The organism is Geobacillus sp. CX412, from assembly GCF_027942335.1.
In the GTDB taxonomy this organism is placed as follows: domain Bacteria; phylum Bacillota; class Bacilli; order Bacillales; family Anoxybacillaceae; genus Parageobacillus_B; species Parageobacillus_B toebii.
This window is the reverse complement of sequence record NZ_CP103461.1, coordinates 2,607,605-2,632,977: the sequence shown is the minus strand read 5'-3', so window position 1 is coordinate 2,632,977 and position 25,373 is coordinate 2,607,605. Positions and strand designations below refer to the sequence as shown.

The 25,373-nt window shown below is 41.1% G+C and carries 28 protein-coding genes, 4 pseudogenes and 1 riboswitch; of the genes and pseudogenes, 22 read left to right on the top strand and 10 right to left on the bottom strand.

Annotation, left to right across the window (positions count from 1 at the left end; genetic code table 11):
* Positions 1-5 precede the first annotated feature (5 nt).
* Both NXM86_RS13730 and murB read left to right on the top strand, forming a co-directional pair.
* Positions 6-458, top strand: coding sequence for an OsmC family protein (locus tag NXM86_RS13730; RefSeq protein WP_089096969.1), 453 nt, complete (start codon positions 6-8; stop codon positions 456-458).
* 25 nt (positions 459-483) lie between these two features.
* Positions 484-1,416 (top strand): UDP-N-acetylmuramate dehydrogenase, encoded by a 933-nt coding sequence (murB, locus tag NXM86_RS13725; protein WP_012749494.1) that lies wholly within the window; start codon positions 484-486, stop codon positions 1,414-1,416.
* A 116-nt stretch (positions 1,417-1,532) separates the two neighbouring features.
* Here the strand turns inward: murB and NXM86_RS13720 are convergent, their stop codons facing one another.
* Entirely contained in the window at positions 1,533-2,309 is a 777-nt protein-coding gene (locus NXM86_RS13720) for a Glu/Leu/Phe/Val family dehydrogenase (RefSeq protein WP_498959043.1), read from the bottom strand.
* A gap of 42 nt (positions 2,310-2,351) precedes the next feature.
* Positions 2,352-2,638, bottom strand: a pseudogene (locus NXM86_RS13715) (Glu/Leu/Phe/Val dehydrogenase dimerization domain-containing protein); the annotation flags it as partial.
* 504 nt (positions 2,639-3,142) lie between these two features.
* Between NXM86_RS13715 and NXM86_RS13710 the strand changes: the two are divergent.
* The 4 genes and pseudogenes from NXM86_RS13710 to NXM86_RS13695 form a co-directional block, all read left to right on the top strand.
* On the top strand, positions 3,143-3,472 hold the full coding sequence (locus tag NXM86_RS13710; protein ID WP_375217289.1) for an acylglycerol kinase family protein: 330 nt from the start codon (positions 3,143-3,145) through the stop codon (positions 3,470-3,472).
* A 77-nt stretch (positions 3,473-3,549) separates the two neighbouring features.
* Positions 3,550-4,194, top strand: coding sequence for a VC0807 family protein (locus NXM86_RS13705; protein WP_062753704.1), 645 nt, complete (start codon positions 3,550-3,552; stop codon positions 4,192-4,194).
* Positions 4,195-4,294: 100 nt separating this feature from the next.
* Positions 4,295-4,471, top strand: coding sequence for a hypothetical protein (locus tag NXM86_RS13700; protein ID WP_375217288.1), 177 nt, complete (start codon positions 4,295-4,297; stop codon positions 4,469-4,471).
* Positions 4,459-4,908 (top strand): annotated as a pseudogene (locus tag NXM86_RS13695) (MFS transporter); the annotation flags it as partial. The gene NXM86_RS13700 and the pseudogene NXM86_RS13695, both read left to right, overlap by 13 nt.
* A 161-nt stretch (positions 4,909-5,069) precedes the next feature.
* Here the strand turns inward: NXM86_RS13695 and NXM86_RS13690 are convergent.
* From NXM86_RS13690 to tnpA (NXM86_RS13680), 3 genes are read right to left on the bottom strand one after another with little or no spacing between them, the layout of a single operon-like run.
* A complete protein-coding gene (locus NXM86_RS13690) occupies positions 5,070-6,533 on the bottom strand; it encodes an RNA-guided endonuclease TnpB family protein (protein ID WP_012749498.1) in 1,464 nt (487 codons plus the stop codon).
* A gap of 15 nt (positions 6,534-6,548) precedes the next feature.
* Positions 6,549-6,764 (bottom strand): IS200/IS605 family transposase, encoded by a 216-nt coding sequence (gene tnpA, locus NXM86_RS13685; protein WP_205729486.1) that lies wholly within the window; start codon positions 6,762-6,764, stop codon positions 6,549-6,551.
* Positions 6,739-6,918, bottom strand: a complete 180-nt coding sequence (gene tnpA, locus NXM86_RS13680) for an IS200/IS605 family transposase (protein ID WP_233252989.1) — start codon at positions 6,916-6,918, stop codon at positions 6,739-6,741. Before tnpA (NXM86_RS13680) ends, tnpA (NXM86_RS13685) begins: the two co-directional genes overlap by 26 nt.
* Positions 6,919-7,298: 380 nt before the next feature.
* Positions 7,299-7,358: riboswitch (Fluoride riboswitch) on the top strand.
* A gap of 58 nt (positions 7,359-7,416) precedes the next feature.
* On the opposite strand from tnpA (NXM86_RS13680), the gene crcB (NXM86_RS13675) reads away from it, so the two are divergent.
* From crcB (NXM86_RS13675) to menC, 7 genes and pseudogenes are all read left to right on the top strand, one after another.
* Positions 7,417-7,815 (top strand): fluoride efflux transporter CrcB, encoded by a 399-nt coding sequence (crcB, locus tag NXM86_RS13675; protein ID WP_062677664.1) that lies wholly within the window; start codon positions 7,417-7,419, stop codon positions 7,813-7,815.
* Positions 7,816-7,827: 12 nt separating this feature from the next.
* Positions 7,828-8,188, top strand: a pseudogene (crcB, locus tag NXM86_RS13670) (fluoride efflux transporter CrcB).
* A gap of 68 nt (positions 8,189-8,256) precedes the next feature.
* A complete protein-coding gene (locus NXM86_RS13665) occupies positions 8,257-9,009 on the top strand; it encodes a threonine/serine exporter family protein (RefSeq protein ID WP_012749501.1) in 753 nt (250 codons plus the stop codon).
* An 18-nt stretch (positions 9,010-9,027) separates the two neighbouring features.
* Positions 9,028-9,459, top strand: coding sequence for a threonine/serine exporter family protein (locus NXM86_RS13660; RefSeq protein ID WP_081189252.1), 432 nt, complete (start codon positions 9,028-9,030; stop codon positions 9,457-9,459).
* Positions 9,460-9,645: 186 nt separating this feature from the next.
* Positions 9,646-10,815 (top strand): M20 peptidase aminoacylase family protein, encoded by a 1,170-nt coding sequence (locus tag NXM86_RS13655; protein WP_089096974.1) that lies wholly within the window; start codon positions 9,646-9,648, stop codon positions 10,813-10,815.
* On the top strand, positions 10,790-11,614 hold the full coding sequence (locus NXM86_RS13650; protein WP_498958162.1) for a GNAT family N-acetyltransferase: 825 nt from the start codon (positions 10,790-10,792) through the stop codon (positions 11,612-11,614). Before NXM86_RS13655 ends, NXM86_RS13650 begins: the two co-directional genes overlap by 26 nt.
* Positions 11,615-11,630: 16 nt before the next feature.
* Positions 11,631-12,746 (top strand): o-succinylbenzoate synthase, encoded by a 1,116-nt coding sequence (gene menC, locus NXM86_RS13645; RefSeq protein ID WP_012749505.1) that lies wholly within the window; start codon positions 11,631-11,633, stop codon positions 12,744-12,746.
* 182 nt (positions 12,747-12,928) lie between these two features.
* Here the strand turns inward: menC and NXM86_RS13640 are convergent, their stop codons facing one another.
* Both NXM86_RS13640 and NXM86_RS13635 read right to left on the bottom strand, forming a co-directional pair.
* Positions 12,929-14,470, bottom strand: coding sequence for a solute symporter family protein (locus NXM86_RS13640; protein WP_089096976.1), 1,542 nt, complete (start codon positions 14,468-14,470; stop codon positions 12,929-12,931).
* Entirely contained in the window at positions 14,470-14,811 is a 342-nt protein-coding gene (locus NXM86_RS13635) for a DUF485 domain-containing protein (protein WP_328268642.1), read from the bottom strand. The genes NXM86_RS13640 and NXM86_RS13635 overlap by 1 nt, the downstream gene beginning before the upstream one ends.
* Positions 14,812-15,110: 299 nt before the next feature.
* Between NXM86_RS13635 and bcaP the strand changes: the two genes are divergently transcribed.
* The 3 genes from bcaP (at position 15,111) to NXM86_RS13620 (ending at position 18,702) form a co-directional block, all read left to right on the top strand.
* The gene (bcaP, locus tag NXM86_RS13630) at positions 15,111-16,541 is read left to right on the top strand and encodes a branched-chain amino acid transporter BcaP (RefSeq protein WP_089096977.1); all 1,431 of its coding nucleotides are present in this window, start codon (positions 15,111-15,113) and stop codon (positions 16,539-16,541) included.
* 161 nt (positions 16,542-16,702) lie between these two features.
* Positions 16,703-17,449 (top strand): RNA polymerase sigma factor SigI, encoded by a 747-nt coding sequence (sigI, locus tag NXM86_RS13625; protein ID WP_233131633.1) that lies wholly within the window; start codon positions 16,703-16,705, stop codon positions 17,447-17,449.
* Positions 17,446-18,702 carry an anti-sigma factor domain-containing protein gene (locus tag NXM86_RS13620; protein ID WP_089096979.1) on the top strand — a complete coding sequence of 419 codons (1,257 nt, stop codon included), beginning with the start codon at positions 17,446-17,448 and terminating at the stop codon, positions 18,700-18,702. The genes sigI and NXM86_RS13620 overlap by 4 nt, the downstream gene beginning before the upstream one ends.
* A 37-nt stretch (positions 18,703-18,739) precedes the next feature.
* On the opposite strand, the gene NXM86_RS13615 is transcribed toward NXM86_RS13620, so the two are convergent.
* Complete coding sequence (locus NXM86_RS13615) at positions 18,740-18,949, bottom strand: alpha/beta-type small acid-soluble spore protein (RefSeq protein ID WP_012749511.1); 210 nt, start codon at positions 18,947-18,949, stop codon at positions 18,740-18,742.
* 378 nt (positions 18,950-19,327) lie between these two features.
* Between NXM86_RS13615 and NXM86_RS13610 the strand changes: the two are divergent.
* A pseudogene (locus NXM86_RS13610) lies at positions 19,328-19,621 on the top strand (MFS transporter); the annotation flags it as partial.
* A gap of 161 nt (positions 19,622-19,782) precedes the next feature.
* On the opposite strand, the gene NXM86_RS13605 reads toward NXM86_RS13610, so the two are convergent.
* Complete coding sequence (locus tag NXM86_RS13605) at positions 19,783-20,127, bottom strand: DUF3905 domain-containing protein (RefSeq protein ID WP_012749512.1); 345 nt, start codon at positions 20,125-20,127, stop codon at positions 19,783-19,785.
* A 104-nt stretch (positions 20,128-20,231) separates the two neighbouring features.
* Between NXM86_RS13605 and NXM86_RS13600 the strand changes: the two genes are divergently transcribed.
* The 3 genes from NXM86_RS13600 to NXM86_RS13590 are packed head-to-tail and all read left to right on the top strand — an operon-like array spanning position 20,232 to position 20,676.
* Positions 20,232-20,372 (top strand): hypothetical protein, encoded by a 141-nt coding sequence (locus NXM86_RS13600; protein ID WP_012749513.1) that lies wholly within the window; start codon positions 20,232-20,234, stop codon positions 20,370-20,372.
* Positions 20,372-20,533: a protein YkzP gene (gene ykzP / locus NXM86_RS13595; protein WP_012749514.1), complete on the top strand. Its 162-nt coding sequence runs from the start codon at positions 20,372-20,374 to the stop codon at positions 20,531-20,533. Before NXM86_RS13600 ends, ykzP begins: the two co-directional genes overlap by 1 nt.
* Positions 20,530-20,676: a hypothetical protein gene (locus NXM86_RS13590; RefSeq protein WP_012749515.1), complete on the top strand. Its 147-nt coding sequence runs from the start codon at positions 20,530-20,532 to the stop codon at positions 20,674-20,676. Before ykzP ends, NXM86_RS13590 begins: the two co-directional genes overlap by 4 nt.
* A 9-nt stretch (positions 20,677-20,685) precedes the next feature.
* Here the strand turns inward: NXM86_RS13590 and NXM86_RS13585 are convergent, their stop codons facing one another.
* Entirely contained in the window at positions 20,686-22,458 is a 1,773-nt protein-coding gene (locus NXM86_RS13585; RefSeq protein ID WP_081189245.1) for a B12-binding domain-containing radical SAM protein, read from the bottom strand.
* A gap of 197 nt (positions 22,459-22,655) precedes the next feature.
* On the opposite strand from NXM86_RS13585, the gene NXM86_RS13580 reads away from it, so the two are divergent.
* A complete protein-coding gene (locus tag NXM86_RS13580; protein WP_062753682.1) occupies positions 22,656-24,890 on the top strand; it encodes a PAS domain-containing sensor histidine kinase in 2,235 nt (744 codons plus the stop codon).
* Complete coding sequence (locus NXM86_RS13575) at positions 24,865-25,362, top strand: methylated-DNA--[protein]-cysteine S-methyltransferase (RefSeq protein ID WP_062753680.1); 498 nt, start codon at positions 24,865-24,867, stop codon at positions 25,360-25,362. Before NXM86_RS13580 ends, NXM86_RS13575 begins: the two co-directional genes overlap by 26 nt.
* Positions 25,363-25,373: the final 11 nt, after the last annotated feature.

The window sequence follows — 25,373 nt, the reverse complement described above, 5'->3', positions numbered from 1 at the left end:
TTACAATGGAACAACATCATTTTTTCTTAAAAGCGAATTGGTCTGGCGGAAGAAATGGCAGCGGCTTTATTGACGCTGGCCAGTTGAAGACGAAAGTATCCATTCCGCCGGAGATGGATGGACCAGGAATTGGAACAAATCCAGACGAAATGTTGTTAGGCGCAGCAGCAACCTGTTATTTAATTACGCTTGCGGCGATGTTAGAACGTTCTTCCATTCCGGTTAATGAACTTACAATGGAATCAGAAGGAATTGTGGAAGTAGAGAGAGGAGTAATTACGTACAAAACGATCATTCACCGTCCTGCGATCACATTGGCTGCTGGAGCGACGGACAAAGAGGTCCAAAAAGCAGCGCTCCTTGCGGAAAAAGCAGAAAAAAGCTGCATGATATCAAGAGCGATAAAAGGAAATGTCGAGATGAAATTAGAATCGGATATACGTATTTCACAAAAATAAATAAAAAAGTAAAGAGGGAAAGGCAATGTATACAAATGAAATGATTTATCAAGAATTAGTGCAAATTTGCGGGAAAGAAAATGTCTTGCGGGATGAACCGCTGAAATATCATACATTAGTCAAAATTGGCGGCAAGGCGGATTTCCTTGTCTGGCCAACAACATATGAGCAAGTAATGGAAGTCGTTCGGTTAAAAGAAAAATATCAGCTTCCTTTTACACTGCTTGGCAACGGGTCGAACGTCATCGTGCGTGACGGCGGCATTCGCGGCATTGTGATGCAATTAAAACATCTTACAGAAATCAAAGTGGAAGGGGAAAAAATCATCGCCCAAAGCGGCGCCGATATTAAAGCCGTTTCCCGGTTTGCGCTAGAACATAGCTTAACGGGGCTCGAGTTTGCATGCGGCATTCCGGGATCTATCGGCGGCGCGATTATGATGAATGCGGGCGCCTACGGCGGAGAAGTCAAAGACGTGATTGATCATGTGAAGGTTATCACACAAACAGGAGAATGTAAGATTTTGAAAAAAGATGATTTGCAGCTCGGTTATCGCACAAGCATTATTAGCAAGACACATGATATCGTGTTAGAGGCAGTATTTCAGCTTAAAAAAGGCGATCCGCAAAAAATTAAAGAAAAAATGGACGATTTAACGTTCCAGCGCGAATCAAAACAGCCGCTTGAGTATCCGTCTGTCGGCAGTGTATTTAAACGACCTCCTGGCTATTTTGCGGGCAAACTTATTCAAGACAGCGGCCTGCAAGGAAAAGGAGTCGGCGGTGCGGAAGTATCGACGAAGCATGCTGGTTTCATTATTAATAAAAACAACGCCACCGCTTCCGACTATATTGCAACCATTGAAATGGTGCGGAAGACGGTAAAAGAGAAATTCGGCGTTGATCTTGAATTAGAGGTGAAAATTATCGGGGAGGATATAAAACAGCAACAACAATAACAGAAATTCGGTCCGAACTCACAAACGAGTTCGGATTTTTTGTTGAAAAGAGAATAATAGAGACAGAAAAAACAAAGCCCCCAAGTGAGGCTTCGTTTCAAAACTGCTTCTAGTTTTTATACCCAGCCGCGCGCTTTCATCGCCTCTGTGATTCGTTTTAACGAAATGATGTAAGCGGCTGTGCGCAAATCGGTTTCATGTTCTTCCGCTGCTTCATAAACGGCGTGGAAGCTTTGCACCATGATGTTTGCTAATTTTTTGTTCACCTCTTCTTCGCTCCAGTAATAGTTCATTAAATTTTGCACCCATTCAAAGTAGGATACGGTTACGCCGCCTGCGTTCGCAAGAATATCAGGGATGACGATAATTCCTTTCTCTGTGAGGATGCGGTCTGCATCCGGAGAGATTGGGCCATTTGCTGCTTCTGCGATGATTTTCGCCTGAACTTGGTCAGCGTTTTTGGATGTGATCGCGTTTTCTAAAGCGGCAGGAATTAAAATGTCTACTTTCAGTTCCAATAAAGCGGAAGGATCGATTTGATATTCCGCACCGTAGTCGAGCAAAGCGTGATGATCTTTCAAATGTTCTACTTTCGCTATATCCAATCCGTTCGGGTCATAAATAGCGCCTTTGGAATCGCTGACAGCGACGATTTTGCATCCCAGTTCTGCAAGCAGTTTGGCGGCGGTTCTTCCCGCGTTTCCGAATCCTTGAATCGCAACGGTTGCATCTTTTAACGGACGTCCAAGTTTTTTCATCGCTTCTTGAATCGTAATGACACAACCGCGCGCGGTTGCTTCATTTCTTCCTTTCGATCCCCCGATGATGAGCGGTTTTCCCGTAATGACGCCTGGGGAGAAAGATTGATTGATGCGGCTATATGTATCCATCATCCAACCCATGATTTGCGAATTTGTATAAACGTCAGGCGCAGGAATATCTTTATCCGGGCCGATGATTTGCGAAATGGCTTCGATAAATCCGCGGCTGACTCGTTCTAATTCCCACGGCTTAATGTTTGCGGGTCACAGATGACTCCGCCTTTTCCGCCGCCGTAAGGAAGTCCGACGACAGCGCATTTAAATGACATCCACATCGATAATGCCTTCACTTCATCAAGTGTAACATCAGGATGAAAGCGGATTCCCCCTTTAGTAGGGCCCAAAGCATCGTTATGCTGAGCGCGATATCCTTCGAATACTCGGATGGAACCATCGTCCATTTTGACAGGGAATGATACGGAGAGAACTCGCATCGGTCTTTTTAAAATTTCAATGATGTGCGGTTCTAAACCTAGTTTCACTGCCGCCGTTTCAATTTGTTTTTTGACGATTTCATACGGATTTAAGTTTTCTTTTGTTACAATCATAGGCATTTCCTCCTTCTGATGATGAATGATGCAGCATGATCATAGACGGTAGCTTATTGGTTTAGCAGATTATTACCATACTACCATATATTTTTATATTTATTCAATTAAAATTTTAAATTATCAAATAACTATGTGTTTATTGTATCATTTTACATTATTATGGGAATATTGCAAAACTAGATTTCAAAGCTCGAAGTGATAGATAAGGATGGCACGCATGCAGTAAATTTGTTGGATATTACTTCATAAAAATTAAAGAAATAATGTACAATAGCGTTAATTTAATGTATATGCACATAAACATACAGCATCCTTGAGAAAAATCGATAACGGAGTTTTTATGGGGGAGAAAGGATGAAACTTTATTTTATTGTCAATCCAGCGGCGAAAAATGGGCGGTGCAAAAAGGTATGGAAAAGATTAGAGAAAGTTCTTCGCCAAAAACATATTTCATATGAAGTATTTTTTACAGAGAAGCAAGGTGATGGGAAACGAATTGCCAGGCAAATCATTGAGAGTACGAGCGAAACTGCCGCCATTATTGCCATCGGCGGCGACGGCACGGTCCATGAAATCGCAAACGGTGTCTTTCCATTTAAGCACGGTATTGTTGGCTATATACCAGCAGGCACGGGAAATGACTTTTCGCGCGGCATCCGCATTCCGAATCATCCTCGAAAATAGCCAAATATTTTTTGCAGGAATTACATGGATGGGAAGCGAAATATGGAGCAGGAAAACGAAAGATAGGTGGAAAGCAAATGTCTAAGCAAGTAGTGCTGCTTGATGTAGTATGCTATATTATTTTTCCATTGGTTGTTTGGCATGCGGCGCGCGGTCACATCGGCGACTATTATGCGATGCTCGTCTCCGCCGTTCCCGGCATGGTGTACACCGTATACCGCTTTTTTTCCATTAGAAGAATCAATTTTTTTGGCATATTTATGATCGCTAATTTAGTCATCGGAACGCTGTTAGACGTGCTGGCCGGCTCTGCGCTGCAAATGTTATGGAACGGAGTATATTATTCGGTGGCATTGGCGATTTTGTTTTTGGCGACGATGGCGGCGAATAAGCCAATCGTTCTTTATATCTCGCTGGACTTTGTGGAGATGCAGGGAGCAAACCGTCAAGTGATGAAACAGCGGTTTTTTCAAAAAGACGTCTTATCTTTGTTTCAATGGATAACATTGGCTTTTGCATTGCGAGATTTGCTTCTTGCTGCCATCAAAGCTTGGCTGATTGTTCGTTATGGCGTTGAAGCGTTTGATAAAGCAAGAATTCTTAGGCAAGCAATCAGTTGGGGAATATACGGGCTTTGCTTCATCGGATTTGCCCGTATTTCGAAGCTTATTAATGCCGGGCGGCAGGAACAGAGTAGTGATGATTTCGAAACATATTCGTAAGACGATGGAGTAAGCAGTTTAAGAATTTTTTTATTTTATTTTTCTGAATATTAACGATAAAATATTATTGCCAGGGACAACAAAGAATGGGGGAATAACGGTGGATAAGGGAGTATCACGTCGTGTGCTAGTAGCGAGTCTTGTCGGGAGTTCGATTGAATGGTTTGATTATTTCTTGTATGGAACGGTCGCTGCGCTTGTATTTAATCAGTTGTTTTTCCCGAGCGAAGATCCGACCGTAGGGCTGCTTTTATCCTATACATCATTCGCTCTTTGATCACGACGATTTTAATTCCGGTCATGGGCAGCTGGTCCGATAAAATTGGACGCAAACCGCTTTATATCGGTGGAACGATTTTAATGATATTGTATGCGTTTCCGTACTTTTGGTTACTGCAGCAAGGCTCAGTAACACTGATGATTATCGCGACGGTAATTGGACTTGGAATTATTTGGGCGCCGATTACTGCTGTGTTAGGGACGATGTTTTCCGAAATATTTAAATCAAACGTGCGCTATACAGGGATTACACTTGGATATCAAATCGGCGCCGCGGTTGCGGGCGGAACGGCTCCGCTTATTGCGACAGCGCTGTTAGCGGAATATGACAATTCTTATGTTCCAGTCGCTCTTTATATCATCATTACCTCGATTATTTCTTTAATCGCTGTTTGGGTTGTGCGCGATCGTAAAAATGAGGTTTTAGATCAAGATCTGAACCTCTGCACGACTAAAGTCGGCAGGTTCTTGTGTACTAAAGAGCTTCGTCTATACCTTCGTATAGACACTCACTCTCATTCCACAAGACTTTCATGGGCAAACACCTCAATGGTGCTTAGCGCCCTGTGCGCCCGGTTCAAGACGCTTTTCATCATTTAAATTCCCATACTGCTTAATAATTTATTACCACTATTTTTTAAACGTTCTACTTCTTTATCATGCAGTCGCTTAAATCTTTCCCATGTCGCAAAACATTTTTCTCTATCGATTTCTTTTAAGTGATCTTTCGCATTCATGATGAGGAACGCACTATATAAATCTCGTTGAATTTTACAGCCATTCATATCGTTCCATCGTTCGGATAACCTCTTTTTTACATATTCACCCGTGATATGATTATATTGGCTGGCTTTCGCAGAGAATGTATCTATTTTTTTGAGCGTTTTTCCGTCATACCGTAATTTTCTGTCTAATATGGCTAAAAACATGCTTGGAGCTTTATTCGCTATACTTTTACCAAATCGTTTCTTTCTATTATACCTTCCTGTTTTCTCATTCATCGTTGTTTCTTTCGCTCTTGCTTGCAATGCTTTATAATTCATTGTTTCCACTTTAATATCATTGCCTAACGATAATATCCAATTTGCCAGCTTATTATGATCTTGCTTGCGTTTTTCCGCTAACTTCCTTTGCAGTTCCGCTAATTGATTTTTTGTTTTGATATAATTTTTGCTCCACACCCACTTTTCTTTGTTTCCTCGCTGGATGGTTCCATCTTCGTTGTACTTATTTGGATTATTTGCTCTCCGCTGCCGGTCTAGTTTTCGCTGCAGCCGCCTTTTTTCCGGATGGATGTCATCCACACTTGGAGCGAGTTCCAACAATTTTACTTCGTTCGGAGCGCAAATGGCGATCGTTTGCGTGCCAATGTCAATGCCGACCACTCCTTCACCACGGGGATGCTTGGCTTTGCCGGTTTGCCGATTGATTTTTTGCGGCGGAACCCCTTCCAAAATGAGTTGGGCATAATACTTTACTTTCCCCCGAATCCGTTTACGTACAATGCGGCAATACTTGATTCGGTCTTGCAAGGCGAGATGGGCATACACATCATTTGGTTGGATGATGACAGGGATCATCAGCCCATTCCAATGGATGGCATGGCTTTTGAAGCGAATCCCTGCGGAATTCGATTTTCCCTCTAACGAACCCATTTCGCCGAACCGTTTAAAATACACCCGTTTGGCAGCGCCAAACAAGAACCTTTCTACCGCTTTCCACGCTCTGGTGGCGATTTTTTGCGCCGTATGCGCGTCCATGTGTTTGCGGAAGTGGCGCTGCATTGGCTGAACGAAAGCGTGCATCGCATATTCGGAGAGTCCGTACTCGGTTCGCAGGTCGGAAAGTTGGCGATTTTTTTCTTTGGAGGGCTTCTGTTGAGCAAGGTCTTGATAGCGGGAATCATGTTGGAGTTTTTTGTACCGCTTCAAACATTCCTCTAAACAGGCGTTATACAAACAGCGGCCGATTTCAAACCGCTTTTCGAGGATATGTTTTTGCCATGATTCTGTCTGGAGCCGCAACGTCAATACATAGCTTGGTGTTTTCGCTCCCGCCAATGCAACCCACCTCCTTTACACATGTTTTTGATTTTCAATGTATTTCCTAACGGTTTCTTCTGAAACACATCCAACTGTACAGCAAAAATAGCCGCGAGTCCAAAGGGAAGGCAGTCGACTTTTCAAGGGGGGATATTTTTCACGAAAAATACGACTGCTTCGACCTTTCAATTTCTGGATTAACGCATGAATATGAATTCTTGGATCATAAGGAAATAAACCAATGAACATGGTCAGGCATGATTTCTAACGATTGGATTTCAACATCCTTTTCTTTCACCACTTGATAAAAAATTTTTCTTAAATCTTTTTCCATCTCACCGACTAACACTTTTCGTCTGTATTTTGGGTAGAAAATCACATGATATGGATGAAGATAAACCATTCCTTCTTTATGTAATATTGATCATAGAGATTTAATAAATCACCCCTATCTAATATCATGATAACCAAACATTAGATAGGTTACAATTATAATAATAAAGAATATTCTAATAATTTTATTATTCAGCCACTTCATCCCGATGACTAAAGTCACGGGCTTTCGTAGCAGTTATTCTTGTAAGGAGAGTAACTAGTCATAAGTTCGGTGATGAACGAAGAAGGATGATGACGAAAGTTTGGGGTTGTCACAATAAATGTTTCCATACGTGATCAGTGCAGAAGAATAAGAAGAAAAAAACAGATGGCTGGTAAAAACATAGACAGCCAAGGGAGAAACTGCGCAAATTGGCAATGAGATATCTTTTTGTTATAATAACGGACAGAGTAATAGGCGATGGAGTTCGCTAAACTATCGTTCGGGCTGATGACTCCTACCAGTAAATCAATTATTGGTAGGAGTTTGTTTTTTGGATAAATTGAAGGAAAAGGGGTATTGTTCGTGATTTATGTCGTCGTTGGTCTTGCCGGCATTGTCGGCGCGCTGCTTCGCTATTATTTAGGATTGTTTGTGGGCGCCTTATGGAACGGGTTGTTTCCTTTGGCAACATGGCTGGCCAATATAATTGGCTGTTTTGCGTTAGGATGGCTGACTGCTTATTTGCCTCGGCTGCGCAATCTTCCTCCTTATGTTGTGACAGGACTAGGAACGGGATTAGTAGGATCGTTTACGACTTTTTCGACGTTCAGCGTCGAGACGGTTCAGTTGCTTCACACGTCTCATTTAGAGTTAGCGTTGTTCTACGTTTTCCTCAGCATGTGCGGCGGGCTGCTTATGGCATGGATCGGATTTCGCCTTGGACACGGCCGCTTGCATGCACAAAAAGAGGCGGCGGAATAAGGAGGAGATCTTATGTTATGGAACAGCGCACTGGTGGCGATCGGAGGGTTTTTTCGGCGCGATTGCGCGCTTTGGCATCAGCAATTGGATCAAACAGAAGTATCCTTCTTCTTTTCCGCTTGCTACATTATTAGTCAATTTAATCGGATCTTTTTTGCTTGGATATATTATAGGAAAAGGATGGAATGATTCGTGGAAGCTTCTTTTCGGAACAGGATTTATGGGGGCATTTACGACTTTTTCCACATTTAAGCTAGAAAGTATGGCTTTTTATATTCATAAGCAATGGAAAATGTTTGTTTTGTATCTTGCATTAAGCTATATACTCGGTCTGCTTCTTGCTTTTCTTGGCATGAAAGCAGCAAGTGTGTAAAACGGCTATTGTCTAGCGTTATATTTTTTTGTAATATCACAAATGAAGCATGAATGGAGAGATAGAGAATGCCGACTTACCATGACCGTACAAACGATATTGTAGACCTTTGTCTACTTGCGGGAAAAATTATGCTCGAAAGCGGCGGGGAAACATATCGTGTGGAAGATACAATGATGCGTATTGCTGCTTCCTTTGGCATTCCCCGTTCGCACAGTTATGTCACGCCGACAGGAATTATTTTTTCGATTGATCGAATGAATTCCACGCAGTTTATTCGGATTGTGGAACGTTCGACAGATTTGCAAAAAGTCGCGCTTGTGAACAATATTTCCCGTCGCATCAGCAATGGAGAATTATCATTGGATGAGGCATATACACAGTTAAAAGAAGTGGAAAAACAAAAGTTTGCTTACTCCCTTTCGCAGCAAGTAGCAGCGGCGGCGATTGCCAGCGGATGTTTTGCTGTCATGTTTGGAGGATGGAACAACTTCTTTCCTTCGTTTCTTGCCGGAGGAGCAGGATTTTATTGTTTTGAGATGATTCACCGTCTTGTGAAAATACGATTTTTCGCTGAATTTTTTGCATCGTTTATAAGCGGTGGATTGGCCTTGATTCTTGTTGCGATTGGGTTGGGGGCGAATTTAGATAAAATCATTATTGGATCTGTCATGCCGTTAGTGCCGGGACTAGTGATTACGAACGCGGTGCGTGATTTAATGGCAGGACATTTTCTCGCTGGGTTGTCTAAAGGTGCGGAAGCATTTTTAACAGCGTTCGCGATCGGCACCGGTATTGCGCTTATTTTGTCGATTGGCTAATCGTAAGGGGAATTGCGGATGATCATACAACATATATTAACAAGTTTTATTGCTTCAGCAGCGTTTGGGATTATTTTTAACATTCCAAAGAAATTGTTAATCAATAGCGGATTTGTCGGAATGGTTGGATGGATGATTTATTTTTTATTTGCCGAACATCAATTAAATGGTGTTGCCGCTACGTTTATTGCGGCTTTCTTTGTTGCGATGATCAGCACCATATTTGCAAGAATATATAAGACGCCAGTTACGATTTTTAGTGTTTCCGGAATTATTCCGCTTGTCCCAGGAGGATTGGCGTTTGAAGCAATGCGCCACGTCGTTTTCAACGACTACAATACGGCGATATCGCTCGCGGCGAAAGCGTTTATGATTTCTGGAGCGATTGCCATGGGATTGATTTTTTCTGAAGTGATTAATCAGCTTGTCAAACGGAAGTGGAAATCCTAACTCTCTACAAAGAGAGGTAGGATTTTTTTGTGTTGCTGTTATGAACATAAACCGTTTTTTGTTCGTTAATTAACTTGCACAGGTTGCAACATTTTTTTTGAATATTATAATATGTGTAACAACTATTTTCGAAGCACATTTGATGTTTCGCCATTGTTTGCAAATATATCATCGGGGGAGAGCATAATGAGAGAAATGATTCATGCGATGAAGGAAGAATTATGGGAGATTTTTGACCACCTTCATCGTCATCCGGAAGTTAGTTGGGAAGAGTGGAAAACGACGGAGTTTATTAAGCAGCAACTGATTCAAGAAGGATATCGTGCCAACACGTTTTCCGATTGTCCAGGAGTGATTGGGGAAATCGGCAGCGGGCCGTTTACAGTCGGATTGCGCAGCGATATGGATGCGCTTTGGCAAGAAGTAAATGGAGCATGGCAAGCAAACCATGCATGTGGGCATGATGCACATATGACAATGGTATTAGGGGTTGCTAAACTGTTTAATCGCATCGGTTATAAGCCGCCTGGAACATTGAAGTTTCTTTTTCAGCCAGCAGAAGAAAAAGGAACAGGAGCATTGAAGTTTTTGGAAAAAGGAGTTATCGATGATATTGACTTTTTATACGGTGTTCATTTGCGGCCGATTCAAGAAGTAAAAAGCGGTTATGCTGTTCCCGCGATTTTGCACGGAGCAGCGCAATGCATTGATGGAGAAATTAAAGGAGTTGCCGCGCATGCGGCAAGACCGCACCTTGGAGTCAATGTCATTGAAGTTGGGAGTGCGATCGTACAAGAGCTGAGCAAAATCCATATTGATCCACAAGTGCCTGCATCGATCAAAATGACAAGATTTCACGCAGGAGAAAAAAATGCGAACATCATTCCAGATCATGCGGAATTTTCGCTTGATTTGCGAGCGCAAACGAACGAGGCGATGGAACAGTTGGTAGAAGGATTGAATCACGTGGTGAAAGGGATTGCATCTATTTATGATGCGGATATTCAGCTTTATTCAGGAGTTCGTATTGCCGCTGCGCGGCCGCATCCACAAGCACAGCAACTAATGGAGCGTGCCATTGTTGCTACGTTAGGAGAAGAAAAATGTCTGCCGCCAGTAGTCACTTCAGGTGGGGAAGATTTCCATTTTTATTCATTGATGAAACCACAGTTAAAAACGACGATGCTAGGGCTTGGTTGTGATTTAAAACCGGGATTGCACCATCCGCAAATGACGTTCCGCCGCGAAGATTTATTATCTGGTATTGAAATATTAGCAAGAGTCATTATGGAAACGTTTGAGCATTTTGCATCACGAGGGGAGACAGAAAGTGCGTATCTCACTACAAAAAATTGACACGATCGAACAACTTGAAGAAATGGCCCAACTAGAAGCGGAAGTGTGGGGAACAAGCCCAATTCCTACCCATCAAACGTTAACGGTGGCGAAAAACGGCGGCATTATTATCGGTGCTTTTATTGATGGAAAAATGGTCGGATTTGTGTATAGTTTTCCCGGATATCAAGATGGGGAAACGTATCTTTGTTCGCATATGCTCGGGATTGCTGAACCATTTCGTGATCAAGGAATAGGTTATATGTTAAAAATGAAACAGGCACAAGAAGCAATCAAGCAGGGATATCGTACGATTCGTTGGACATACGATCCGCTCCAAAGCAGAAACGGCTATCTTAACATTGCAAAGTTAGGAGCGATTTGCTCACAGTATATCGAAAATTGTTACGGTGAAATGGATGATGCTCTAAATAAGCATTTACCGTCGGATCGATTTATTGTGGAGTGGCTTCTAGGGAGCCGATATTTACAAGAGAGAGGCCGCTTTTTTTCAAGACTGAAGTGGTCGCCAGAAAAGATGGTGCTTGATTGGAAACAAAACAACACCGGTGACCCAGAAGCGATTTGGAAAGAGGAACCTATTCATCATGACTATCCGTTTTTGCTTGTGCCTATTCCTCTTCAGTTTCAACGATTAAAAGAGACAGATCATGAATTAGCGCTTGATTGGCGCTATAAGACGCGTGATGTTTTTGTTCGCCTCTTCCGTGAAGGATGGGCCGTTGCGCATATACTTCGAAAAGATGGTGAGCCTGTTTTGTACTATGTTTGCGTTAAGCGCAACGAATTGCCGCTATAATGAGGAGGAATTTTTTATGGGAATAAAAGTGAAACGAGTCATACTGCGCCACTTACAAATGGAACTAAAGTCACCGTTTACCACAAGTTTCGGTTCGTTTCAAAAGAAGGAGTTTATTTTAGTGGAAGCGATGGATGAAGATGGGTTATCAGGATGGGGGGAATCGGTGGCCTTCCCTTCACCTTGGTATAATGAAGAAACCGTAAAAACGAATTGGCATATGATAGAAGATTTTTTATTGCCTCTTTTATTTCAAGCGCCAATTGCTCACCCAGAAGAGTTGCGGCAACGTTTCTCCGTCATTCGCAAAAATCAAATGGCAAAAGCGGCGATAGAAGGGGCAATATGGGATTTATTTGCGAAAAGACAGCAACTGCCGTTACATAAAGCACTCGGTGGAAATAAGAATCGTATTGAAGTAGGGGTAAGCATTGGGATTCAAAAAAGCATCGATGATCTATTGCGTATTATCGAACGGTACGTACAAGAAGGGTATCGGCGCATCAAAATAAAAATTAAACCCGGATGGGACGTTGAGGTTGTTCGGGAAGTTCGTCGTCGTTTTCCAGATGTTCCGCTCATGGTCGATGCAAACTCTGCTTATTCATTAGAAGATATCGATCGACTAAAGGCGCTAGATGAGTTTCAGCTAATGATGATTGAACAGCCGCTTGCTCCTGATGATATCGTAGATCATGCAACATTGCAGGCACAGTTAAATACGCCAATCTGTTTAGATGAAAGCATTCATTCCGCTGAAGATGCAAGGAAAGCCATTCAGCTTGGCAGTTGTCGAATTATCAATATAAAAATTGGCCGTGTCGGAGGATTGGCGGAGGCGAAACGTATTCACGATATTTGTAAGGAGAACGATATTCCTGTCTGGTGCGGCGGCATGTTAGAAGCTGGTGTCGGAAGAGCACACAATATTGCCATTACGACATTAGATAATTTTACGTTGCCTGGTGATACAGCCGCTTCTTCCCATTACTGGACGAAAGATATTATCGTTCCTGAAGTCACTGTTCATCATGGAACGATTACAGTACCGGAAAAGCCGGGCATCGGTTATGATGTCGATCGGCAGCAAGTAGATATTTATACAAGTTATGCTAAGATGTACCACGCTTAACTTCTCATCCCGAACATGAATCTTAGTGTTCGGGCTTTCTTATTGCAAATTAAAGAAGACTTTGTTGGATAGACCGCGGATAACTGAAATAGGGCAATAAGAACACAAATAGTGGCAAGAGTAAAAAGAAGCTGGATTGGAAAGGATGCGCTCTTTCCAATCCAGCAGAATGATTCATTGCATTAGTTTGCTAATTCTTTTATTCCTGTATTCGCTTTCACAAGAATTTCATCAAATTTCTTGCTGTCGGCGTTTTTCGAGGAAAGAAGTGTGCCAACAATCGATGCGATGAATCCTAATGGTATTGAAACGATACCAGGGTTTGCAAGTTTAAAGAGCGGTTCACCGACAAGAATAGCAGCTCCCGGTTCCGGTGACCAAACGTTTGGGCTAAAGAAGACGAGCAACAACGCACTGAATAATCCAACAAGCATTCCTGCAATAGCTCCTGTTGTATTAAAACGGCGCCAGAAAATCGTTAATACGATAATCGGCAAGTTGGCGCTCGCGGCAACAGCAAATGCCAATGAGACAAGGAAAGCGACATTCATTTTTTGAGCGAATAACGCTAAAAGAATGGATAAAACGGATACACCAACAGACGCCCAGCGCGCCGCAACCATCTGTTCTTTTTCCGTTGCTTCACCGCGGCGAAGAATATGGCTATAAAAGTCATGAGCAAATGCCGACGCGGCTGATAGGACAAGTCCAGCAACGACAGCTAAAATAGTGGCAAATGCGACTGCCGATACAAACGCGAATAGGAAATCACCGCCGAGCACTTCGGCTAACAATGGAGCTGCCATGTTTCCAGCAGGGTTTGCGGCGACAATTTTGTCATAACCAACGAAGGCCGCGGCCCCAAATCCTAAGAAAATCGTTAATACGTAAAAGATTCCGATAATCCATGTGGCATAGACGACCGATTTGCGAGCAGTTGGTGCATCTTTTACTGTGAAGAAGCGGATTAAAATGTGTGGAAGCCCTGCTGTTCCTAGGATGAGTGCTAAATTTAATGAGATTGTATCAAGCGGATCTTTAAATTTATTGCCAGGGTTGAGGAATGCTTCGCCCAGTGGTGTGGCTGTTTTTACTTCGTTAAACATTTTTATGAGGTTGAAATCAAATTTCGCAAAGACAATGATCGAAATGATAAACGTACCAACTATTAGCAAGACTGCTTTCACGATTTGCACCCAGCTCGTCGCCGTCATGCCGCCAAAAACGACGTAAACCGTCATGAGTACGCCAACAATGAGGACAGAGTAAACGTAATCAATCCCTAATAATAGCTTAATGAGACCGCCAGCTCCAACAAGCTGAGCAATCATGTAAAAAATGGAGATGGAAATCGTATTCAGCGCGGCAACACCGCGCACTTTTTTGTCATCAAACCTTGCTGCAATCATGTCAGCCATCGTATATTTTCCAAGGTTGCGCAGCGGTTCGGCGACAATATAAAGAACGACTAAATAGGCAACAAGGAAGCCAATACTATAGAAGAAGCCGTCAAATCCAAATAATGCAATCATTCCTGCAATTCCTAGGAATGAGGCAGCAGACATATAGTCGCCGGCAATGGCCAAACCGTTTTGCCAGCCTGTTAAGCTGCTGTCTGCTGTGTAAAACTCGCTCGTTGTTCTTGTTCTTTTTGAAGCGAAGTAAGTGATGACCAGCGTCAGAGCCACAATGATTAAAAAGAGGAAAAAGGCTAAGCCATGCATTACACGTTTCCTCCTTCCCTCGCTTCTTGTTTCATTTGTTCGACGATTTCATCAAATTTTGCTGCGCGCTTAGAGTAAAGCATGCATAATGCCCATGTCATAATAAATTGCGCAAATGCAAACACCCATGCCCAGCTAATTGGGCCGATCGCAGAAGAATTTAACACGTTAGAATAAGACGTTAAAATCGGAAGGGCAAAGTAAAACACGAAGAAGAATAGCGTTGCTGGCAAAATAAAGTTTTTCTTTGCGCGCATGAGATGTTGAAAAGATGAAGATTGAGCAATTTGGCTATAATCAATTGCCGAGCGGTTTTCGAAAGAACGCTCTTGCACAGCCATGAAAATCCCCCCTTAATTCTTATTTGATAATAAATTGAAACAATGCGCCTCCTTTCGTTGTTCATAAAATTGTCACAAATTTATTATATAGTTATCTGAAAAATTTGTAAATTATAAATTTTGTATATCTTTGGATTATGGATGCGAAAAAATTTATAACTTTAACGCTTAAAATGGCAAAATTTTTTTGCTGTTTTTGTTATTTTCTAACTTTACAAAAATTATTGAATAGCGTAAAATCCTTATTGTATTGTACTCTTCAACAAATTTCTACAAAAAGCGACAAGGAGAGACATCTTATGAATTTGTTTCGAAAAAAATCGATCCAGATGCTTTTACACGAAGCTGGCCGAAAAGGCGCCTCTTTAAAAAAAGATTTAGGAGCATTTGATTTAACGATGCTCGGCATTGGTGCTATTATTGGTACAGGAATTTTTGTATTAACGGGAGTTGCCGCTGCCGAACACGCCGGTCCTGCACTTGTACTTTCCTTTATTCTTTCTGGTCTTGCCTGCGTTTTTGCCGCTCTTTGTTACGCGGAATTCGCTTCAACAGTGCCGGTGTCTGGCAGCGCTTACACATATAGTTATGCAACGTTTGGGGAATTAATCGCTTGGATTTTAGGATGGGATTTAATCTTAGAATATGGTGTGGCATCTTCAGCAGTGGCGGTTGGATGGTCTGGTTACTTCCAAGGACTGCTTTCCGGATTTGGCATTGAGCTTCCAAAAGCATTGACAAACGCTTATGATCCGGCAAAGGGAACATTTATCGATTTACCGGCAATTTGTATTATTCTTTTCATTATATTTTTGTTGAATCTTGGAGTAAAAAAATCTGCCCGTTTTAATGCGATTATGGTTGTGATTAAAGTCGCTGTCGTATTATTGTTCCTCGCTGTCGGTGTATGGTATGTAAAACCGGAAAACTGGTCGCCATTTATGCCGTTTGGATTTTCCGGAGTAGCAACTGGCGCTGCAACTGTCTTTTTTGCATATATCGGCTTTGACGCGGTTTCGACCGCGGCGGAAGAAGTGCGCAATCCGCAGCGAAACATGCCGATAGGAATTATTGCGTCTTTATTTATTTGTACTTTGTTATATATTGCTGTTTCCCTTGTACTGACAGGAATTGTTCCGTATGATCAATTAAATGTAAAAAATCCTGTTGCTTTTGCGTTAAGCTATATCAACCAAGATTGGGTTGCCGGTTTTATTTCGTTAGGAGCGATTGCTGGGATTACGACGGTGCTGCTTGTTATGCTATATGGACAAACTCGTCTATTTTACGCAATTAGCCGTGACGGTTTGCTTCCGAAAGTATTCTCGAGAGTGAATCCAGTTCGGCAGGTGCCATATGTGAACACTTGGCTTACAGGAATCATTGTTTCGGTATTTGCGGGAGTGATACCTTTAAATAAGCTTGCAGAATTGACAAATATCGGCACATTGTTTGCGTTCATTACCGTTTCCGTCGGCGTACTTGTTTTACGGAAAACGCAGCCGCATTTAAAACGCGCCTTTCGGGTTCCGTTCGTTCCAGTTATTCCATTATTGGCCGTCGCGTTTTGCGGGTATTTAGTTCTTCAGCTTCCTCCAATGACGTGGATTGGTTTCGTATCATGGCTTGCAATCGGCCTTGTCATTTACTTCTTATATGGACGCAAACATAGCACGCTGAATAATGTAGAAGAAGCAACAGAGGAAAAAATCAGGATAATAAATGGCTAAGAGGGACCTTTGCCCTAATGGCAAAGGTCTTTTTTTCTTATTAATAAAGGAGTCTTAATAAGAAAAATGTAACAAATTTCCGATTGAATGACGATCAAAATTACGCTAACATGTACGAATGATATCCTTAGGGAGGCTAGTTCGTCTCTTTAACAAATGGGGTGGAATCCATGTTTAGCATATTATTTTCATTAAAGAAGGAGAGAACGATTGAGCAAACAGTTCATGAAATTCAACAAGGAAATAAAGTATTGCATAATCAATTAATTCAACAATATAAACCTTTTATTGCCAAGACGGTTTCAAATGTGTGCAAACGATTTATTCACGAAGGGGATGACGAACTAAGCATCGGTTTAATCGCATTTAATGAAGCCATTGAAAAATACGCACCTCATAAAGGAGGTTCGTTTATTTCTTTTGCCGAACTGCTTATTAAAAGGCGCTTAATCGATTACATTCGTAAAGAAGCAAAAGAGAAGAACATTATTTTACATACAAATGAAGATGAGGAAAATTCAGCCCAAACATACTTGGATACGAAATTATCCATGGATGAATTTTACAAGCAAGTGGAGCAAGAACATCGTCGCGAAGAAATTATTCATTATCAACAAGTGTTAAAGGAATTTGGGATTCATTTTCATGACCTTATCGAACAGTCGCCAAAACATAAAGATGCGCGAATAAATGCGATTAATGTCGCTAAATTGTTAGTTGAAGATGAGGAAATGCTCGAATGGCTTTTTCGAAAAAAGCAATTACCGATTAAACAACTGCAAAATATTGCCGAAGTAAGCCGAAAAACGATAGAGAGAAATAGAAAATATATTATTGCGGTGGCGATTATTTTAGCTGGGGATTATGTTTATTTAAAGGATTATATAAAAGGGGTGCTTCCATCGTGAAAAAAGGGATCGTATTAGAATTAGACGAAGAGTTTGTCACATTATTAACGACTGAGGGGGAATTTATTCAAGTAAAAAAAGATGGAGATTATGAAATAGGAGAAGAGATTGAAGCGCAGGTGATAAAAAGGCCCATTGTTCGTCGTCGTTCATTTCGATATGTCATAACAAGCTTGGTGGCGGCGGTGGTACTTTTAGTTACAACATTATTTCATTTTCCTTCTAATGAAGTGTACGCTTACATGTCGATTGATATTAATCCAAGCATCGAAGTTGGAGTGGATGAGCAGCTAAAAGTGTTAAAATTAAAGGCTTACAACGAGGAAGGAAAAAGGATTGTTTCACAGCTTTCTCATTGGAAGAAAAAAGAGTTTGTTGATATTACCATGGAAATTATTGAATTAAGTATGCAAAAAGGATATTTGCAAGAAGGGGGTCAAGTATTGATTACAGCGGTGGAGAGAAAATACCGTGCTGCATCTTCACGGGAGCTTTCTACAGAATTAAAGAAAATCCAACATTCGTATCAGCAGAAAAACATTATCGTAAAGACAGAAGAAAGCACGATGGAAGTACGAAATAAAGCGGTAAAAAAGGGAGTGACAACGGGAAAACTGCTGCAAATTGAACAAAAAATGAAGACGGTTTCACCAGAGTCGACAAAAGCGAAAAAACTAGAAAAACCGTTGGAACAAAATGATGGAGAGAATGAATATCCAATGGACAATCATTCATTAAACAAAAAAGATGAGAAGAATCAGAAAAAAAATAAAGATAATGGTAATCAAAAGGGGGAACATCGGAGGAACAACCATTCATTAAACGAAAAAGATGAGAAGAATCGAGGGAACAACCATTCATTGCAAAAGAAAGATAAACAGAAACGGGAAGAAAATAATAGTAATGAAAAGAAATATCCATTCGAGGAAAAAGATGAACAAAAAAAAAGTAATGATAAGGAACAGGATGAAAATGGCAAAAATCATAAATCATCCGCAAAAAATAATAAATATCATAACAGCGATCGATCGGATGATCGCCACCTGAAACATTATCCAAAAAAGAGCGATAGCCAGAACCAGCATCACCGCAATCATTCATCCTCATATGATCATCATTGGAAACATCATCAAAAAAACAATAAACAGGACGAGCATCATTGGAAACGAGACTATGACAAGAACTTCGAAAAATCATTCGAACGTGGTCAACATGAAAAGGAAAATATACATAAAAATGAGAAAAACGATTAATAAAGCCGAGTCCATTCACTCGGCTTTAATCGCCATTTTATTCGGTTTTTTGGAAAGCAGATCCGGAAAGTTGGCTTTGTGCTTGTGCGACTAACCGTTTTGTAATTTCGCCACCGACAGAGCCATTTGCGCGAGAAACCGTATTTGCTCCTAATTGTACGCCAAATTCTTGGGCAATTTCATATTTTATTTGATCTAACGCTTGTTCAATTCCAGGAACAAGCAATTTATTGCTTGATCTTGCCATTGTTTTCAGCCTCCTCATGTTTAAAATGTGTTGCATGTTTAGTATATGGAATTAGAATAGTTGTATAATGGGAATTAAAGGTTTTTAAGGGTAGGTTTGGTATAAATTTGTGATGAGAAAGTTGTGTGGAGTAAATGATTATTATTATAGAAAATGGAAGAATATGTATCTTGCCTCATTGTAGGCAAGATTTTTTGCACTGTATGCTTCATGAAAAAACGGAAATGATAAACATAAACGTGTAACATAAATAAAGGCAGGTATGGAGATGGAATGGATAGAGCAAATGCCGAAACAGGCAAGGACATCGGCGGGAAAAGGGGGGATGATTGCATCGCTTGCTTCTATTCCGCTAGTGATGGTGCTTGGAAATCCTTTCCATCTCTTTGGTGGATGGTTGCGCTTTTTTCGCTTGTGGGCGTTGGCATTGGCATGATGCTTCCGTGTTTGGATGCCCTTATTACAGGGGGGATTGAAAAAAAAGAGCGGGGAACGGTGACTTCATTTTACAGCTCGTTAAGGTTTATCGGTGTCGCTATGGGACCGCCTCTTGCTGCGCTGCTGATGAAAAGGGAGACATCCATGCTGTTGTTTCTGTTAGTTGCATTATGTTTTCTGGCAAGCGCCATCACATTTGTAGCGATTAAACCAGAAAAAGAAAAAGTAACATGAAGCATAATTTCGAAGTAAAGCGGTGTCTTGATACGATTACTGATGCGAAACATGTATACAAAAAGCATAAAACCGTAAAGCAAGCATAGGAAAAGGGATATCACAATAGTGAGGATATCCCTTTTTGCTTTTTGAAAATAATTTTGTTTCGAAATGATAGGCTAATCTTGCCCATAACTTGTATCAATGCTTGGGTGCATAAACGGAACCCTTTGGGACCGCCGTTTTGCTTCGAGAAGCTCGCGATTTTCTTCTGTATTCCAGCCGATGTCGTTTGTCGGGTGCACCCATTCATCGCCTGCCATAATGCTTGGATCGATCTCATCACTCCAGTGATTCAGCGGTGAATTTGGCGAGTTATATTTGCTGTCGCCGATTACGACACCATATTTATTGACAAATGGAGGCTGTGTTTTTATGCCAGTTCCCTTAAATGATGGAGCATGGATTTGATGAGGCATTGTCTCATCAAGAATTGGCGATTCGACTTTTTTATCTTGATCCATGTGGATATCACCTCAATTATAGTGTGAGCAAAAATATATATGGTTATGAATAAACCGTACAGTGTTTAAGGGAAAATAAGAAAAATGGCAAAGGGTGATGCCCGTTGAAAAACAGTTCATTTCCAGTTGCTGACCTGAAAGAGCAGACGTTAAAAAAAGTGCAAGAGCTGGAAAAACGGTTGCGTGAAGAAACAGGAGAAGAAATCGTCTTAATCGCTTATAAACATGAGAGGGGGAGTAAGTAATGAAGCGAAAAGTGAAGTTTAATGCAGCGAAAAACAATAACAAAACGCCGACAGAAAGCTTACCGGATACAGAATTTGCAGCGCAGTATGCGGGAGAAGAAGACATGAGCCGCGGAGCGAACCGCAATTCGAAAAAAGCGCGCCAAGGAGATGGACAATGAAGATGAGAGAAGAAAAACGAGAACGCCAACATAACGAAGCACGCGAGGAAATGGCGTTTGAATTTGGCGATTTTAACGCCCATCAGCCGCTTCAGTTAATGGAAGAGAGAAAACAACAGAAAAAAGCGAAAAAGAAAAAGTAGGGATAAACCCTACTTTTTTATTGCGGCATTTGAAAAGGAAGATAGCGGGGCGGAAAAAATTTTCGTTTGCAATTGGATGGGATCAAAATAAGCAATCATCACCGTTGGGGTCAGACGTATTTCCTTTGTTTTCAGATAATGGCCGATGTCAAATTCGATTATTTCCATGACCGTATGTTTAAATAATTTTTTTTCATTCAATTCCAGTGAGACGAATTCGTTCCCTAATTGTTCCGGATGTTCGAGCAGCTGGCGATAAAGCGAGGAACGCAGCGATTTGTCCGTTTTTTCTTCCCACCATGGTTTGCGCGGCTTATGTTTTTGATTGCGTAAATAGTCATATTTCATTAACGCTTCAATGATTGGAAGTTCATCCAGTTTTTTTGTCTGCAAAAATTCATGTAGACGGCGGAATAAGTCTTCAAGCTGATGCCCGATTTTCGCCCAGCCGCGTTCGTCCCAGTATGTGCCAAATTCTTGGAAGAAATCAAATGGCGATGGGAATACGTTTGTTACTAAATATTCGATCGTTTCATCCATCCGATGCGCATTCCAATATTTTTCTAACACATCTTCTACTTGTTTAATGCGGATGATGTCATCAAAAGAAAGCACATTATTTTGCAATACTTCATATGGTGCGTGATCCATAAATACGTAGCCGTAGTCTTTTGCGCGCAGGCGAAGGCCGGTGCCGCGAAGCATTTTTAAAAAGCCTAGCTGCAATTCTTCCGGACGGAGTGCGAAAACGTCGTTAAACGTTTTTCGGAATGATGTATAGTCCTCTTCCGGAAGTCCGGCAATTAAATCGAGATGTTGAGCAATTTTTCCGCCTTCTTTCACCATCATCACAGTGCGGGTTAATTTTTCAAAATTTTGTTTGCGCATGACAAGCCGGTTTACTTCATCATTTGTCGATTGCACACCGATTTCAAAGCGGAACAGTCCTGGTGGTGCTTCTTTGTTTAAAAACTCGATGACTTCCGGACGCATAATGTCTGCCGTAATTTCAAATTGAAATACGGTTCCCGGAACGTGTTCATCAATAAGAAATTGAAACATATCCATCGCATAGCTTCGGCTGATGTTAAACGTACGGTCGACGAATTTAATCGTGCGCGCTCCATGCTTCATTAAATAGCGGATATCTTCTTTAATTTTTTCCCGGTCGAAATAGCGGACTCCGACTTCGATCGATGATAAGCAAAACTGGCAGCTGAACGGGCAGCCGCGGCTCGTTTCGATATACGTAATGCGTTTCGGTAAATGTGGAATATCTTCTGGAAAACGAAATGGTGATGGCATATCGGCTAAGCGAATTTTATTTCGCTGCGGATTAATAATGATGTCTCCATGATGGCGAAACGCGAGCCCGTGGACGTTGTGGAAGTTGCGATCTCCATGCATCTCCATCAAAAATTGTTTAAACGTTTCTTCCCCTTCACCGATGACAATAAAATCAAACTCCGGCACGGTTTCCATCCATTCGCGCACGTCATAGGACACTTCTGGACCGCCGACGACAATGGTGATATCAGGAGCGATCTTTTTTAACATTTTTACGACTTTAATGGTTTCTTCGATATTCCAAATATAGCAGCTAAATCCGATAATATCCGGTTTTCTTCGATAAAGGTCGGTCACGATGTTCATCGCCGGATCTTTAATCGTATATTCGACAAGCTTTATATCAAACTCTGGCTGGGCGTATGCCTTTAAGTAGCGAATCGCTAAATTCGTATGAATATATTTCGAGTTTAATGTCGTACAAATAATATTCATCGAAATAAACCCCTTTACGAGAGCATTGTAAAACAACATTTTAATATAACATATTTTAGACAAAAGAAAAAGAAGAAAAACTTGTCGAACATTGGAAAAATTTATTTTCATGGAATTTTTCGAATAAACGGAAGGAGTAAATTTTTCGGCAGAGAATATATAATAATTTGATATGGTTTGGAGAAGGAGGGATAAACATGAATAATAGCCTTTCTCCCCGTGAAGAACAAAGCTTGATAGTGGATGTAAAGTCATTAGAAGAAGAAAATAGACGGTTAAAAGAACGGTTAAATGGCTATTCAATTATTTTTGAGCGATCTTTGGATGCGATTGTCATTTTTAATAAAAATGGCGAATTTGTGGATGTGAATGAAGCGGCATGTCAACTATTCGAAATGGAGAAATATGAATTGATTGGAAAAAAGATGACGATGTTTCTTGACTTAGTCCCTCCGGATATTTTAATGTTTCAGCAATCAATGTTACATAAATTTGGCTCATTTAGCGATGAGCTGCTCATAAAGCTAAGGAACGGAAAAGTGAAACATATTGAGTTTTCAATGAAAAAAGACGCGTTTAACGAATTTGATTTAGTAATTATGCGTGATATTTCCGCTCACAAAGCACTTGAGAGAGAGCGGATTATTCATGAGTTTCTATTTAAAGATGTGTTTAACCGCGCGGTAGATAGCATTGTGATTTTCGATGAATTTGGCCGTTTTATTGATGTAAATCCTGCTTTTTGCATGAGTTTAAACTTAGAAAAAGAGAAGCTGTTAAAATTATCGTTTCAGCAGTTTATCTCTAAAGAATGTGCCGATGATTTTGTGCGCCTTCTTGCTGAATTAAAAGAAAAAGGAACGGCAAAAGGAGAATTGTCGCTCGTCCGTTTTGACGGTACGGTAAAAATGTTTGAACTTACAACGACATCAAACGTATATAGCGGTTTTTACATGGCGATTATGCGAGATGTCACTGAGAGGAAGAATATGGAAATAAAATTACAAAAAAGTGAAGAAAGATTTCGTGCCATTTTTGAACAAGCTCATGAGGCGATTTTGATTTGGGATGACCAGGGGCATATTTTGAACGCAAATCATGCCGCAAGCCGGACGTTTGAGCTGCCGCTGAATTTACTTGTTCGGAAAAATTTGCTTGATTTCCTTGACCACGATGATGAAAAAGTACAGCGTGTATTTGCGGAGTTCCGCATAAAAGGAGAAATCCGCGACGAATTAACATTCCATATGCCAAATGGACAAGATAAACAACTTGAGTTTACGATGAAGCAAGGAGCGATTGATGGCTATCATTTGACTATTTTCCGCAACGTTACAGAACGGAGAAAAATGGAAAGGGAACTGCGCGAGAGTGAACAAAAATTCCGCAGCATTTTTGACCATTCTATGAACGGAATATTATTATGGGGAGAAGGTTATCACATTTTAGATGTGAATCCGATCGCTTGTGAAATTTTTCAAGCAACGAAAGAACAATTGCTTCATCGGCCGATTACAGCGTTTATCCCGGAAAAAGCACGGAAACATTTCTATAAATTGGCTCAACAATGTGATCGTTTGGGAGAAGCGTATGCGGAGATGGATTTTTCAAATGGCGGGAAACAAAAAATTGTAGAGTTTTCACTAAAGAAGGAAATCATCCCAGGTGTAGGAATGATTATGCTGCGTGACATTACTGAAAGAAAAGAAATGGAGTTGCAGCTAAGAAAATCTGATACCCTTAATGTTGTAGGGGAACTTGCCGCGGGCATTGCTCATGAGATCCGCAACCCGATGACGGCGCTAAAAGGATTTATCCAATTATTACAAGGAAGTATTAAAGAGGACTATTCCATGTACTTTAATGTTATTATGTCTGAACTGAAGCGAATCGAATCGATCATTACCGAATTTCTTGTCCTTGCTAAACCGCAGGCGATTCAATATCAACAAAATGATGTATGCAAAATCATGCAAGATACGATCGATTTAATTAGCGCCCAAGCGACGATGCATAACGTGCAAATTGTCGCTGATTTCGCGCCGCATATCCCATTCATTTATTGCGAACCGAACCAATTGAAGCAAGTGTTTATTAATATATTAAAAAATGCGATTGAAGTGATGCCAAAAGGCGGGGAGGTTACTGTTCGAATTAATCGGCTTGATGATAGTCATATCCGCATTTCCATTACAGATCAAGGTTGCGGTATTCCGCAAGATAAAATCAAAAAGCTTGGCCAACCGTTTTATACGACGAAAGAACGCGGTACTGGACTTGGATTGATGGTTAGTTATAAAATTATTGAAGAACATCAAGGAAAAATTGATGTGGAAAGTGAAGTTGACGTTGGTACGACGTTTCATATCACACTTCCGATTGAACGAGTGGAGAAAGAGGATGAACATGAAACTGGAATACAGCATATATAAGTCAGATCTGCTTGGCTGTATTTACGTTATATCCGACGGCGAGGCGATTGTAAGTGTTGAACTTTTTGAGGAAGATTGGCAGCAGCTCCGTCAACAATATGAAATGATAAAAAGCAATTCTCCTTTATTAGAAAACGCTGTACAACAGCTTGACGAATATTTTCATGGCAAACGGAAAGCATTTCACTTGCCTTTAAAATGGAAAGGGACGGAATTTCAGGAACAAGTATGGCAGGCGCTTTGTGAAATTCCGTACGGAACGACGGTCAGCTACAGTGATATTGCTGAAAAAATCGGCCGCCCGAAAGCGGTACGGGCGGTTGGACAGGCAAATCGAGCAAATGAGCTGGCTATTTTCGTTCCGTGCCATCGAGTGGTTGGAAAAAATGGTTCGCTTACGGGATATGCTGGCAACCGGACAAATGTAAAAGAACGATTATTACAGTTGGAAAGACGGTATCGGACGATATAAAAAAACTAGAA